The organism is Streptomyces sp. NPDC002130, from assembly GCF_040296465.1.
Classification (GTDB): Bacteria; Actinomycetota; Actinomycetes; order Streptomycetales; family Streptomycetaceae; genus Streptomyces.
In genome coordinates this window covers 1-11817 of the sequence record NZ_JBEOXI010000069.1, presented here as the reverse complement: position 1 = coordinate 11817, position 11817 = coordinate 1, and the positions used below count along the sequence as shown (strand labels likewise).

Sequence of the window (11817 nt, the reverse complement as noted above, 5' to 3'; positions counted from 1 at the left end):
AGGAGCTCCCGTGGCCAAGAAGAAGAAGATGTCCCTCGCGTACCAGCCCCTGGGGTTCGTCCTCGGCTGGTCGGGCGGCTGGCTGGCCGGGCTCGCCTTCCGCAAGACGTGGATGGCGATCCGGCACGAGGAGGACGCGCCCGACGCGCTGGACAAGGACCGCGGCTGGGGCGAGGTCCTGCTGGCCGCCGCGATCCAGGGCGCGATCTTCGCGGTGGTGCGCAGCGCCGTGGACCGCGCGGGCGCCAAGGCCATCGAGCGTTCGACCGGCACCTGGCCGGTCGGCGAGAAGGGCGGCCGGGACTGACACGGCCACCCGGCCCCCGCCCGGCGCCTGCCGGGCGGGGGCCGGTCCCTGTGTGGGTGCACTTCTTGATGCACCTGTTCTGGGCGGGCAGCGCGGCGGCCGGGGCTCTGCTGGGCTCCCTCGTCCCGGGCGGTGTCACCGGTCTGGACTTCGCGCTGACCGCGCTGTTCGTCGTCCTCGCGCTCGGCGCGGTGGGTGACCTGCGCGGTGATCTGCCCACTTGGCTGCTCGCCCTGCTCAGCGCCCTGGTCTCGGTCCTGGTCACCGCAGCCGTCACCCGGGCCCTGCGCGACCTCCCCGTCACCCAGTCGCGCGCCGCGGCCCCACTGGCCGCCCTGGCGGTCACCGCCGGACTGCACCTGTGGCGCCGCAACGCCCTGCTGAGCATCCTCGCCGGCACGGCCGTCCATGTCGCCCTGGCCGGTACCGTCTTCGCCCGCTGACCAGGGAGCGTGATGCCGGGCTCCGGCATCACCTCCCGTTCGGTTCAGCCCTGCTTGGGTGCCGTCGGCGCGGTGCGGCGCAGGGTGAAGGAGTGGCCTGCCGGGTCGGCGTAGCCGCGTTCCTCCAGAGGGCCCGAGGGCTCCTTGGCCTCCAGCGGGCGGCCGCCGAGGCTGATGACGCGGCGTTCCACCGCGTCGAGGTCGTCCACCACGAACTCCAGATGGGCCTGGAGGGAGTTCTCGGGACGCGGCCAGCTGGGCGGGGTCGCGTTGACGTCCCGGCGCAGGGCGATCCGGAAGCCGTCGGCGCTCTTGATCTCCACCCGGTTGGCGGTGGCGTCCGACTCCTCACCCTCCAGCAGTTCCTTGTAGAACACGGCGAGCTTCTCGGGTTCGGCGCAGTCGAGCACGAGGACCCCCGCTTTCACCAGTGCCATGTCTCCTCCGCAGGATCGCGGCCGCGGGGCGGTCGTGCCCTGCGGCCCTCTCCTGTGCGGATATCCCGGTCCGGCCGATTCAGTCGGTCTTCAACCACCGTCCGTCGCGCATGAGTTCGCGGCCGTCGAGTTCGTCGGCCTCCCGCCAGGCCTGCACCCGCCGCGGTACGACGCGGAAGTAGAGGTACGGCGTGGCGAGCCGGCGGGGGTCGAACCCGGTCTTCGCGGCGAAGAGTTCGGCGTCCTGTTCGGTCAGCTCGCCGGGCTGGACCGTCTCGACGGTGCCCTCGACCATGACGACGTCGCGGGTCGGCCCGATGCCCACGCGGGCCCGGCCGGACGCGGCCAGGTTCCGTTCGGTGGGGCTCGACGCGGGCGTGGCGAACAGCAGGTACGAGCCGTTCCAGAGGAAGGACAGCGGGACGAGGTACGGCTGACCCGACGCGCCGTCGGCCGTGGCGACCCAGGCGTCCACGTCGTGGTCCAGCCGGTGCAAGGTGTCCTTCTTGCGCTGCTCAGCGCTGCGTACGGGTGCGGACGTCATCGCGGTGCGCCTCCTGACGAGTCGTCGGACGGACTCGGACCAGTGTGGCGTGCCGAGACGCCGGAGGCTCGGCGGACAAGCCGGGGCCTGGTGAGGGAGGAGGGAGTGTACGCAGCTCAAAGGCTTTTCGCCGTAACCGAGATCACGGTGGTGTCACGGAATGGCTTGTTCGCGCCTTGGGCAGCCTCGTACCGCTTCTCGGTTCAACATTCGGACTGCGAAGCCGAGTTCGAGTGTGCGGCCGGTCACGACACCGTCCGCTCGCAGGGGCGGGGGGCTCTGCGGTCCGTCTCCCGGAAGGAAGCACATGCCTCAGGACGTCCGATTCGACCTGCCCTTCGACACCCCCGTCAGTGAGCATCTGGAGTTCGCCCGGGCACGACATCTGCGCTGGGTGTGGGACATGCATCTGGTCCGCAGCCGGGAAGGGTTCGAGGAGTACAAGTCCTGGGACCTGCCCCTGGCCGCCGCCCGCACCTATCCGCACGCGTCGGCGGACGACATGGTCGTTCTGATGAACTGGTTCTCGCTGGCCTTCCTCTTCGACGACCAGTTCGACGCCGGCAGGCCCGACCGGGCCGACCGCATAGCGGAGGTCGCCCGGGAACTGATCGTCACTCCCCTGCGTCCGGCCGGCAGCCCGCCCCGGGTGGTCTGTCCGATATCCCTCGCCTGGGCCGAGGTGTGGAGCCATCTCTGCGATGGCATGTCCCTGACATGGCAGACACGCTTCGCGGCCTCCTGGGGACGGTTCCTCGTCGCGCACTGCGAGGAGGTCGACCTGGCCGCCCGGGGGCTGGAGGGGACGCTCGCGCTCGACGAGTACACCGCCTTCCGGCGCCGTACGGTCGGCATCCACCACAGCATCGACGCGGGTGAGCGCAGCCGCGGCTTCGAGGTGCCGGCCCAGGCGATGGCGCATCCGGTGATGGAGCGGATGCGCGATCTGGCCGCGGACACCATCGGGTTCATGAATGACATCCACTCCTTCGAGCGGGAGAAGCGCCGCGGCGACGGCCACAACCTGATCGCCGTGCTGCGCCGGGAGCGGGGCTGCTCGTGGCAGGAGGCCACCGACGAGGCGTACCGGATGACGATCGGCTGCCTCGACGAGTACCTCGAACTCCAGGAGCGCGTCCCGCACATGTGCGACGAGCTCAGGCTCGACGATTCGGAGCGCGACCGGGTGCGGATGGGGGTGGAGGCCATCCAGCACTGGATCAACGGCAACTACGAGTGGGCGCTGATCACCGGCCGCTACGCGGCGGCGAAGGAGGGCGCGGTGGCCACGGCCGAACAGGCCGGACGCGGCTCGGTGGACGACCTGCTGACCGTGTGACACGGCAGTGCCCGGCCGGACGTCCGGCCGGGCATCACACGGCGGTGCTATACGGCGAACTCGACCGGCAGGCTGTCCAGCCGGGACTCCCACGTGGAGGCGGTCGAGGTGAGCTCCTCCGCCGGCACGGCCAGGGTCAGGCCCGGCAGGCGGTGCAGCAGGACGTCCACCGCGATCTCGATGATGGACTGGCCGATGCCCTGTCCGGGGCATTCGTGCGGACCCGAACTGAAGGTCAGGTGGGCCTGGTTGCCCTGGACCGACACCCCGGTGTCCGGCCGGACGTCGGGGTCGGCGTTGCCCGCGGCCAGGCCCAGCACCAGCAGGTCGCCCTCCTGGATCTGGTGGCCGCCGAGTTCCAGGTCACCGGCCGCGAACCGGCCCGGCAGCACGGCCAGCGGCGGGCTGTTCCACATGACCTCCTCCACCACGGCGGAGACGTTCAGCTGGCCGCTGATCAGTCCGGAGAGCCGGGCGGTGTCGGTGAGGATCATCTGGAGGACCCGGGCCAGCAGATTGCTGGTCGTGGTGTGCGCGGCGATCAGCACCAGACGCAGATGGCTGACCACCTCGTCCTCGTCGAGACCGGCCGGGTGTCCCAGCAGGGCGGTGGTGAGGTCGCCGCCGGGTTCGGACCGCTTGCGCTCGGCCAGCTCGCCGAGGATCACCATGATGCGGTCGTTGTGCGCGAGGGCGTCCTCACCGCCCTTGAGGACCTGGGCACAGGACTCGACCAGATTCCGCCCCTCCGCCTCCGCGAGTCCGAGGATGCGGGAGAGCACGAGCATCGGCAGGTACTCGGCGTAGTCCGACACGAGGTCGGCGCTGCCGGACCCGGCGAAGGCGTCGATCTGCTTGTTCGCGAAGTGGGTGGCGTGGCGGCGGATGCCGCGGGCCGCCGCCGCCTGGAGCCCGTCGGTGACAGCGGCGCGCAGCCTGCGGTGCGGTTCGCCGTCCTGGGAGACGCAGTCCGGGCGCCATCCGAGCATCGGGATCAGCGGCGAGGTCTCCTCGACACGCCCGTCGGCCCAGTCCCGCCAGATCCTCGCGTCCCGGCTGAACTGGCGGGGGTTGTCGAGCACCCGCCGGTTGTCCCGGTAGCCGAGGACCAGCCAGGCGGGCACGTCGCCCTCGAGGAGGACCGGCGCCACCGAGCCGTGCTCCTTGCGCAGCCGCTCGTAGATGCCCTCCGGGTCGGTCGCGGCGTCCGGGCCGTACAGCCGGGTCAGGTCCGTCCCGTGGTGGGCGACGGGGCAGCCCCGCACGGCCTGCAGGGAGGATTCGGTCGAGTCGTTCATCGGGGCTCCAGGGCCACGGCCGAGCGTTCCTTCAGATGGTGGATCAGGGCGACGAGGACGTCCCTGCTGGAGGCGCGGTCACGGGCGTCGAAGGCCACGACCGGGGTGTTCTCGGGGATGTCCAGGGCGTCCCGGATCTCCTCGACCGGGTAGTTCCGGGAATCGGGGAAGACGTTCAGCGCGACGACGAAGGGGACTTCCTGCCGCTCCATCTCCTCGATCGCCCGGAAACTGGACTCCAGCCGGCGCGTGTCCACCAGCACGATCGCGCCGAGCGCACCCTTGAACAGGCCGTTCCACAGGAACCAGAACCGCTCCTGCCCGGGCGTGCCGAACAGGTACAGCACCAGGGACTCGTTGATGCCGATCTTGCCGAAGTCCAGGCTGACGGTGGTCTGCGTCTTGTCGGCGACGCCGATGAGGTGGTCGACGTCGACACTGGCCTGGGTGAGGGTCTCCTCGGTGGTGAGCGGCTTGATGTCGCTGACCGACCGGACCATGGTGGTCTTCCCGGTGCCGAACCCGCCGGCGATCATCACCTTCACCGAGCGGGTGTCCCCGGCCGAGCCTCCGGGTTGGTCAAAGCCTTTCAAGTCCACTGAGTACCTCCTCAAGGAGCGCGAGGTCGGGCCCGCGGCCGGCTTCGTGTGCCGGGATGGGGTTACGGGCTTCGACGCGACCTGCGTCCAGCAGGTCCGACAGCAGCACCGCGAGAATGTTGAAGGGGAGCCCGAGGTGAGCGCCGAGTTCGGCGACCGACAGCGGGTCGCGGCAGCGGCGGAGGATCTCCTCGTGCTCGTGCTGCATGCCCGGTAACGGGGCGGCCCGGGCGACGACCAGGGTCGCCACGTCGAGGCTCGACGCCGAACCGCCCGGTCCGCTGCGCCCTCCGGTGAGGACGTAGTAGCGCTCGAGACCGGACGGGTCCGACGGTCTGCGGGGAGCACTCATCCAGAGTGCTCCTCCAGGCGCGGAGTGGTGCCGAGGAGCTCACCCATCCTGCGGGCCAGGTCCCTCATCTGGTGCCCGAGCAGACCCTGGTCGAGGCCTTCCCTGGCGAGGACACCGAGGTAGGTCTCCACACCCGCGCGCACGACGAAGAGGTGCCCGCCGTCCACCTCGATCATCGCCAGGCGCAACTGCCCGGCGTACTTGGGGAACTGCTCGGCGACCGGCTGGGCCAGCGCCTGCAGGCCGGCCACCACGGCGGCGAAGCGGTCGACGTCGTCGGGGTCTTCGGCGCCGTAGGAAGTGATGGCCTTGCCGTCGCTGGAGGCCACGAGGGCGAAACGGATCTCCTGGATGCTCTCGACGAGATCGCGGAGCGCCCAGCTCACGTCTGTTCCTTGTTGCGTCATGAGGAGTGGTCGCTCTCTTCGGTGCGGTGCTCGGTGTACTCGCGGCCGGCGAGGGTGTCGCGGTCGTCGGCCGGCTCGGAGGCCTCCGCCGCGTCGCGTCCGGCGGTGGCGAAGGCGGCGAGTCCCGAGAAGGACGCGTCCGGCGGGACGGCGGCGACGGTGACCCGGTCGCTTCGCTCGGCCGGCCTGGGCGCCTCCGTCTCGTTCCGCTTGCTGCGGCGGCGGGGCAGCCCGCCGGGCGTGGTCTGTCCGGTGGCGGCCTCGGCGGCCCGTGGTTCGGGCACGGTGGCCGTCTCGCGGGCCGGTGCGGCCGTGGCGGTGCGGACCTCGGGGGCGGGTGCGGCCGGTGCGGCCGTGGGCAGCGGGCTGAAGTACTTGTGCGGGACCACGACCACCACGGAGGTGCCGAGCCACGGGGAGTCCGCGAAGGTGACGCGGATGCCGTAACGGCGGGCGAGGGCGCCGACGACGCGCAGGCCGATGTTGGCGTCCTCGGTGATGCCGCCGAGGCCCGCGCCGGGCGCCGTGCCCGCGAGGGCGTGCTCGGCCTCGCGCTTCTTCTCCTCGCTCAGGCCCTTGCCGGAGTCCTGGATCTCGATGCCGACGCCGTTGGGCACCTCCTTGCCGGAGATGAGCACCGGCTCGGTGGGCGGCGAGTAGCGGGCCGCGTTGTCCAGGAGGTGGGCGAGGATCAGCGTGAGGTGGTCGACGAGGCCGCCGTCGACGCCGAGTTCGGGCAGGTGGCGCACCTGGATCCGGTGGAAGTCCTTGATGCGGCCGATGCCGCCGCGCACCACGCTCAGCAGCCGCTGCGGCTCCTGCCACTGCCGGCCGGGCCGGTCCGAGCCGCCCAGCACGCCGATGCTCGCGGCGAGCGAGTCGGCGGGGCCGAGCTCCTGGTCGAGCTCCATCAGGCCCCGGGCGACGGCCGGCAGCCGGCCGTGCTCGCCCTGCATCTCGTGCAGCCGGCCGCGGAGCTTGCTGGTCAGGACGTGGATGCGGTTGCCGATGCTGATCACGGCCTGCTCGGCGGAGGTGGAGCGGTCGAACTCCGCCTCCAGACCGATCAGGGAGGTGCGCAGCAGCTTGCGCAGCTCGGCCTGGAGCTCCGAACTGACCTTGGCGCACTGGTTGACCGTGGGCAGCAGGTCGTCGATGGCGTCGCCGGCGCGCAGCTTGGCCATCGCGTCGGGCAGCTGCTCGTCGGCGAGCCGGGCGACCGCGGCGAGCTGGTGGGAGAGCTGCTCCTGCCAGACCTCGGCCTGGTCGGCGAGCTGGGCCTCGTAGGAGGCGGCCTGCTCGGTCAGCCGTTCCTCGTACGCCCTGGACCTGTCGGCGAGCTGCGACTCGTACGTGGCGCTCTGGTCGGCGAGCTGCGACTCGTAGCCGGCGCTCTGGTCGGCCAGGCGCCGCTCGTAGGCCGCGTTCTGCTCGTTGAGCTGGGATTCCAGGCCGGCGCGATCGGCGGAGAACTTGCGTTCCAGGCCCGCCACGTGCTGCTGCCACTGCATGTTGTGCTCGGCCTGCGTGGCGCGGAAGGAGCCCTCCGCCCGGTGCAGTTGTGCCCTGGTGCGCAGCAGCAGCCGTACGCACACGGCACCGGCCGCCGTCGCCGCGATTCCGGCGACGGCCGTGATTATTCGCTCCGAGCTCATGAACGTGGCGGCAACGGTCCCGCCTCCCAGGCCCAGCGGCATCAACCACCAGCTGTACCAGGCGACAGGGGCCCGCGCCGCCGGTGGCGGAGTGGCGAGTTCCATCTGCATCCTTCGAAGCGACACGAACGAACAGGGGGGGTGTGGACCGCACTCATGAGTACGCACCGCGGGTCGACTGGACGCGATCGCGTCAACTCGCAGCGCCGATCGGAACCTTATCGGGTTTGGACCCGAAAGGATCAATCTCGTCCCCCGGGTGGACGTGAGGGTTCCGTCACGCTCCGACGGAAGGAAACAGGTCGACAAATGGCTTTGAAGTCAGGGGACTTGGGTGTACGGCAGGGGCCGCTTCGACTGTCGAGCACCACGTCGCTCAGCTGCCGTGGTGGTCAGCGGGCGGTCTGGAACGTGCGGCGGTAGGCCTGCGGGGAGACCCCGATCGCCGCGTTCAGGTGCTGGCGCAGGGACGCGCCCGTCGCGAAGCCGACCCGGCCGGCGATCTGATCCACCGTCAGGTCGCTGGACTCCAGCAGATGCCGGGCCCGGACCACGCGCTGCTGGATCAGCCAGCGGCCCGGGCTGAGACCCACCTCGTCGTGGAAGCGGCGGGCGAAGGTTCGCCGGCTCATCCGCGCGTGGCCGGACAGATCGGCCAGGGTGAGCGGTTCGTCGAGGCGCTCCAGAGCCCAGGCACGGGTGGCCGCGGTGCTCGCGGCGCCCTGCTCGGGGACGGGCTGCTCGATGTACTGGGCCTGGCCGCCGTCCCGGAAGGGCGGGACGACACAGCGGCGGGCGACGCTGTTGGCCAGCCGGCTGCCGTGGTCCTTGCGGACCAGGTGCAGGCAGATGTCCACGCCGGAGGCGGCCCCGGCGGAGGTCAGGAACGGATGGTCGTCGACGAACAGCACGTCGGGGTCGAGGTCGACGCGCGGGAACATGCGCCGGAAGTGGTCGGCCACCTGCCAGTGGGTGGTCGCCCGGCGTCCGTCGAGGAGACCGGCGGCGGCGAGGACGAAGGCGCCGGTGCAGATGGAGACGATGCGGGTGCCGGGGCGGATGAGCGCGAGCGCGGCCAGGACGTCGTCGGACACCTCGTCGGCCAGACGGTCGGGGGAGACGGGCGCGATCACGACCGTGCCCGCCGTGGCCAGGACCTCGGGGCCGTGCTCGACGGTGACGCCGAAGTCCGCGTTGGTGCGCACCGGACGGCCGTCGACCGAGCAGGTGAGGACCTCGTACCGGCCGTCGGCCGCACCGAGGATCCGGCTGGGGATGCCCAGCTCGAAGGGGTACACCCCGTCCAGGGCCAGGACCACCACTCGTTCACGTCTCATGGCACGATCGTATCGAATGTTGGCAATCTTGCCATTGGCGCGGGCTCTGCGGAGCGGCACGCTGGTTCACCATGAGCACCCAGAACACGATGCGAGCCATCAGCCAGGACGTCCTCGGCGGCCCCGAGGTCCTGAAGGAAGTGGAGATCGAGCGCCCGGTACCGAAGCCCAACGAGGTACTGGTCCGGGTGCGGGCCGCCGGGGTCAACCCGACCGACTGGAAGCACCGCGCCACCGGTGGATTCCTGGGCGAGCCGCCCTTCGTCCTCGGCTGGGACGTCTCCGGGGTGGTGGAGGCCGTCGGCATCGGCGTCGTGGCCTTCGCGCCCGGTGACGAGGTCTTCGGCATGCTGCCGTATCCGTACGGCCACGGCTCGCACGCCGAGTACGTCATCGCCCCGGTCCGCGCCCTGGCACGCAAGCCGGCCGGCGTCGACCACACCCAGGCGGGCGCGCTCCCGCTGGTCTCGCTCACCGCCTGGCAGGCGCTGACCGAACACGCGGACCTCCGGCCCGGCCACCGGGTGCTGATCCACGCCGCGGCCGGCGGGGTCGGGCACGTGGCGGTGCAGATCGCCAAGGCGCGCGGCGCCTACGTGATCGGCACGGCGAGCGCGGGCAAGCACGAGTTCCTGCGCGGCATCGGCGTCGACGAGACGATCGACTACCGCGAGACGGACTTCACCGAAGCCGTGAAGGACGCCGACGTCGTCCTGGACACGATCGGCGGCGACAACGCCCTGCGCTCGCTGCGCGTGCTGCGCCCCGGCGGTGTCCTGGTCTCGATCCTCCCGGGCGGCTCGGACGACCTCTACGAGGAGGCCGAGCGGCTCGGTGTGCGGGCGCTGCGGATGCTGGTGGACGCCGACCGCAGCGGCATGGAGGCGATCGCGGAACTCGTGGCGACGGGCAAGCTGCGCGCCACGATCGCCGGGACCTTCCCGCTGGCCGAAGCCGCCGAGGCACACACCCTCGGCGACACCGGCCGCACGACGGGGAAGCTGGTGTTGCTGAACGACTGAGCCGGCATCGCGCGGGCGGTGTCAGAACGTCAGGACCGGCTTGATCGTCTTGCCGGACCTCATGTCCTGGACCGCCCGGTCGATGTCCGCGAAGGGGTAGGTGCCGATCAGGCGGTGCAGTGGGAGCCGCCCGTCCTTCACCAGGGCGACCAGGGCCGGGATCATGGTCTGGGTCTCGCTGTCGCCGAGGGTGAGGCCGACGACGCGCTTGCCGCCGAGGAGGCCGTTGACGTCGAGGGCGACCTCGGTGCCGAAGGGCGGGGCGCCGACCACGACCAGGGTGCCGCGTGCGGCGAGCGCGTCGACGCCCTGACGCAGGACGCCGACGTTGCCCGTGGTCTCCACGACCCCGTCCGCGCCCTGGCCCGCGGTGATCTCGGCGAGGGCCGGGGCGAGGTCCGTCCCGCTCGTGTCGACGGTGTGGGTGGCGCCCAGCTCCCTCGCCAGGGTCAGGCGTTCGGCGACCCGGTCGACGGCGACGATCCTGGTGGCCGGGGTGAGCGCCGCCGCCATCACGGCCGACAGGCCGACCGCTCCGGCGCCCAGGACGACGACCGTGCCGCCGGTCTCCGGCTTCAGGACGTTCCACACGGCCCCGACACCGGTCTGTACGCCGCAGCCCAGCGGGGCGATCGACTCCAGCGGCACACCCGGGTCGACCTTGACCAGGCTGCGCTCGTCGGCCAGCGCCAGCTCGGCGAAGGAGGACTGGCCGAAGAAGTGGCCGCCCAGCGCCTCGCCTCCCCGGCTGATGGTGCTGGTGCCGTCGGCCCGGCCGCCGCCGATCAGGTTCAGCGGCAGCCAGGTCGCGCAGTACGCGGGGTGCCCGCCGCGGCAGTTGCGGCAGTCGCCGCAGGAGGTGAAGGAGAGCAGGACGTGGTCGCCCGGTGCGACGCCGGTGACGGCGGAGCCGACGGCCTCGACGACGCCCGCGCCCTCGTGCCCGAGGACCCCGGGCAGCGGGAATGGCAGTCCGCCGCTCGCCACCCCGAGGTCGGTGTGGCACAGGCCGGTGGCGACCATGCGGACCAGCGCCTCGTGCGGGCCGGGTGCGTCGAGGACGACGTCGGAGAGGGTGAAGGGCGCGCCGCCGGACTCGACGACCGCGGCACGGGTGGTGATGGGCATCGTGATGACTCCTGGACGGTGCTCAGTCGAGCGAGACGACGACGGACTTGACCTTGGTGTAACCGGCGAGGGCCTCGGGCCCGTACTCGCGGCCGTAGCCGGAGTCCTTCACTCCTCCGAAGGGCACCGCCGGGTCGAGCATCGCCCAGTCGTTGACCCAGACGATGCCGGCCTGGAGCCGGCCGGCGACCCGGTGCGCGCGGGCGAGGTTGCCGGTCTGGACACCCGAGGCCAGGCCGTAGGGCGTGGAGTTGGCGAGGGCGACGGCCTCGTCCTCGTCGTCGAAGGGCTGCACGGTGAGGACCGGGCCGAAGATCTCCTCCTGGACCACGCGGGAGTCGTTCGCCAGGTCGGCGATGACGGTGGGCTTGTAGTAGTAGCCGCCGTCGAGGTCCAGCCGTTCGCCGCCGCAGACGATGCGGGCGCCTTCCTTGCGGGCCAGGGCGACGTACTCCTCGACCTTCTTCAGGTGCTTCTCGGCCGCCATCGGGCCGACCACCGTGGCCGGGTCGCGAGGGTCGCCGACCGGCACACCGGGCACGGCCTCGGCGAGAATGCCGAGCAGCGTCGGATACACCGAGCGGGCCACCAGCAGGCGCGGGCCGCCCATGCAGAACTGGCCGGTGTTGAAGACGAAGCCCTTGATGACCGCGCCGACCGCCTTCTCCAGGTCGGCGTCCTCGAAGACGATGTGGGCGGCGTTCCCGCCGAGCTCCATGGTGACGGGCTTGAGCGCCTCCCCCGCGACACTCGCCACGTGCCGGCCGATGGCGGTGGAGCCGGTGAAGGCGACCTTGTCGACACCGCGGTGCCGCAGCAGTGCCTCGCCCGCCACCGGGCCGCTGCCGGTCACCACGTTGACCACGCCGTCGGGGACGCCCGCCTCCTGGAGCAGGCGGGCCATGTACAGGGCGCTGAGCGGGGTCTCGTCGGCGGGCTTGTGGACGAC

Annotated in this window: 14 protein-coding genes; 4 read left to right on the top strand and 10 right to left on the bottom strand. The window is 71.6% G+C overall.

Annotation, left to right across the window (positions count from 1 at the left end):
* Positions 1 to 10: 10 nt before the first annotated feature.
* Positions 11 to 307 carry a DUF4235 domain-containing protein gene (locus tag ABT116_RS15870; RefSeq protein ID WP_031108703.1) on the top strand — a complete coding sequence of 99 codons (297 nt, stop codon included), beginning with the start codon at positions 11 to 13 and terminating at the stop codon, positions 305 to 307.
* A gap of 56 nt (positions 308 to 363) precedes the next feature.
* On the top strand, positions 364 to 750 hold the full coding sequence (locus tag ABT116_RS15865) for an AzlD domain-containing protein (RefSeq protein ID WP_351633139.1): 387 nt from the start codon (positions 364 to 366) through the stop codon (positions 748 to 750).
* A 44-nt stretch (positions 751 to 794) separates the two neighbouring features.
* Here the strand turns inward: ABT116_RS15865 and ABT116_RS15860 are convergent, their stop codons facing one another.
* Both ABT116_RS15860 and ABT116_RS15855 read right to left on the bottom strand, forming a co-directional pair.
* Positions 795 to 1187: a VOC family protein gene (locus tag ABT116_RS15860; protein WP_030845174.1), complete on the bottom strand. Its 393-nt coding sequence runs from the start codon at positions 1185 to 1187 to the stop codon at positions 795 to 797.
* Positions 1188 to 1266: 79 nt separating this feature from the next.
* Positions 1267 to 1731 (bottom strand): pyridoxamine 5'-phosphate oxidase family protein, encoded by a 465-nt coding sequence (locus tag ABT116_RS15855; protein ID WP_351633136.1) that lies wholly within the window; start codon positions 1729 to 1731, stop codon positions 1267 to 1269.
* A 307-nt stretch (positions 1732 to 2038) separates the two neighbouring features.
* On the opposite strand from ABT116_RS15855, the gene ABT116_RS15850 reads away from it, so the two are divergent.
* Positions 2039 to 3070, top strand: coding sequence for a 7-epi-alpha-eudesmol synthase (locus tag ABT116_RS15850; protein ID WP_351633133.1), 1032 nt, complete (start codon positions 2039 to 2041; stop codon positions 3068 to 3070).
* A gap of 47 nt (positions 3071 to 3117) precedes the next feature.
* On the opposite strand, the gene ABT116_RS15845 is transcribed toward ABT116_RS15850, so the two are convergent.
* The 6 genes from ABT116_RS15845 to ABT116_RS15820 all read right to left on the bottom strand — a co-directional run bounded on the left by ABT116_RS15845 (position 3118) and on the right by ABT116_RS15820 (position 8718).
* A complete protein-coding gene (locus ABT116_RS15845; protein WP_351633130.1) occupies positions 3118 to 4368 on the bottom strand; it encodes a cytochrome P450 in 1251 nt (416 codons plus the stop codon).
* Entirely contained in the window at positions 4365 to 4967 is a 603-nt protein-coding gene (locus ABT116_RS15840; RefSeq protein ID WP_351633127.1) for a GTP-binding protein, read from the bottom strand. Before ABT116_RS15840 ends, ABT116_RS15845 begins: the two co-directional genes overlap by 4 nt.
* The gene (locus ABT116_RS15835) at positions 4948 to 5319 is read right to left on the bottom strand and encodes a DUF742 domain-containing protein (protein ID WP_104784390.1); all 372 of its coding nucleotides are present in this window, start codon (positions 5317 to 5319) and stop codon (positions 4948 to 4950) included. Before ABT116_RS15835 ends, ABT116_RS15840 begins: the two co-directional genes overlap by 20 nt.
* Positions 5316 to 5726: a roadblock/LC7 domain-containing protein gene (locus ABT116_RS15830; protein ID WP_003994857.1), complete on the bottom strand. Its 411-nt coding sequence runs from the start codon at positions 5724 to 5726 to the stop codon at positions 5316 to 5318. Before ABT116_RS15830 ends, ABT116_RS15835 begins: the two co-directional genes overlap by 4 nt.
* Positions 5723 to 7486, bottom strand: a complete 1764-nt coding sequence (locus ABT116_RS15825) for an ATP-binding protein (RefSeq protein ID WP_351633123.1) — start codon at positions 7484 to 7486, stop codon at positions 5723 to 5725. Before ABT116_RS15825 ends, ABT116_RS15830 begins: the two co-directional genes overlap by 4 nt.
* Positions 7487 to 7773: 287 nt before the next feature.
* Positions 7774 to 8718 (bottom strand): GlxA family transcriptional regulator, encoded by a 945-nt coding sequence (locus tag ABT116_RS15820; RefSeq protein ID WP_351633120.1) that lies wholly within the window; start codon positions 8716 to 8718, stop codon positions 7774 to 7776.
* Positions 8719 to 8789: 71 nt separating this feature from the next.
* Between ABT116_RS15820 and ABT116_RS15815 the strand changes: the two genes are divergently transcribed.
* Positions 8790 to 9740: an NADP-dependent oxidoreductase gene (locus ABT116_RS15815; protein ID WP_351633118.1), complete on the top strand. Its 951-nt coding sequence runs from the start codon at positions 8790 to 8792 to the stop codon at positions 9738 to 9740.
* Positions 9741 to 9761: 21 nt separating this feature from the next.
* Here ABT116_RS15815 and ABT116_RS15810 read toward each other — a convergent pair whose 3' ends face one another.
* Positions 9762 to 10868, bottom strand: a complete 1107-nt coding sequence (locus ABT116_RS15810) for an NAD(P)-dependent alcohol dehydrogenase (RefSeq protein WP_351633115.1) — start codon at positions 10866 to 10868, stop codon at positions 9762 to 9764.
* A 22-nt stretch (positions 10869 to 10890) separates the two neighbouring features.
* The coding region (locus tag ABT116_RS15805; protein WP_351633112.1) for an aldehyde dehydrogenase family protein at positions 10891 to 11817 on the bottom strand (927 nt) is incomplete at its 5' end.

Excerpts from the sequence above, each read along its gene's own strand:
- ABT116_RS15860 (WP_030845174.1), bottom strand. The coding sequence starts at position 1,187 with ATGGCACTGGTGAAAGCGGGGGTCCTCGTGCTCGACTGCGCCGAACCC.
- ABT116_RS15855 (WP_351633136.1), bottom strand. The coding sequence starts at position 1,731 with ATGACGTCCGCACCCGTACGCAGCGCTGAGCAGCGCAAGAAGGACACC.
- ABT116_RS15850 (WP_351633133.1), top strand. The coding sequence starts at position 2,039 with ATGCCTCAGGACGTCCGATTCGACCTGCCCTTCGACACCCCCGTCAGT.
- ABT116_RS15845 (WP_351633130.1), bottom strand. The coding sequence starts at position 4,368 with ATGAACGACTCGACCGAATCCTCCCTGCAGGCCGTGCGGGGCTGCCCC.
- ABT116_RS15835 (WP_104784390.1), bottom strand. The coding sequence starts at position 5,319 with ATGAGTGCTCCCCGCAGACCGTCGGACCCGTCCGGTCTCGAGCGCTAC.
- ABT116_RS15830 (WP_003994857.1), bottom strand. The coding sequence starts at position 5,726 with ATGACGCAACAAGGAACAGACGTGAGCTGGGCGCTCCGCGATCTCGTC.
- ABT116_RS15825 (WP_351633123.1), bottom strand. The coding sequence starts at position 7,486 with ATGGAACTCGCCACTCCGCCACCGGCGGCGCGGGCCCCTGTCGCCTGG.
- ABT116_RS15820 (WP_351633120.1), bottom strand. The coding sequence starts at position 8,718 with ATGAGACGTGAACGAGTGGTGGTCCTGGCCCTGGACGGGGTGTACCCC.
- ABT116_RS15815 (WP_351633118.1), top strand. The coding sequence starts at position 8,790 with ATGAGCACCCAGAACACGATGCGAGCCATCAGCCAGGACGTCCTCGGC.
- ABT116_RS15810 (WP_351633115.1), bottom strand. The coding sequence starts at position 10,868 with ATGCCCATCACCACCCGTGCCGCGGTCGTCGAGTCCGGCGGCGCGCCC.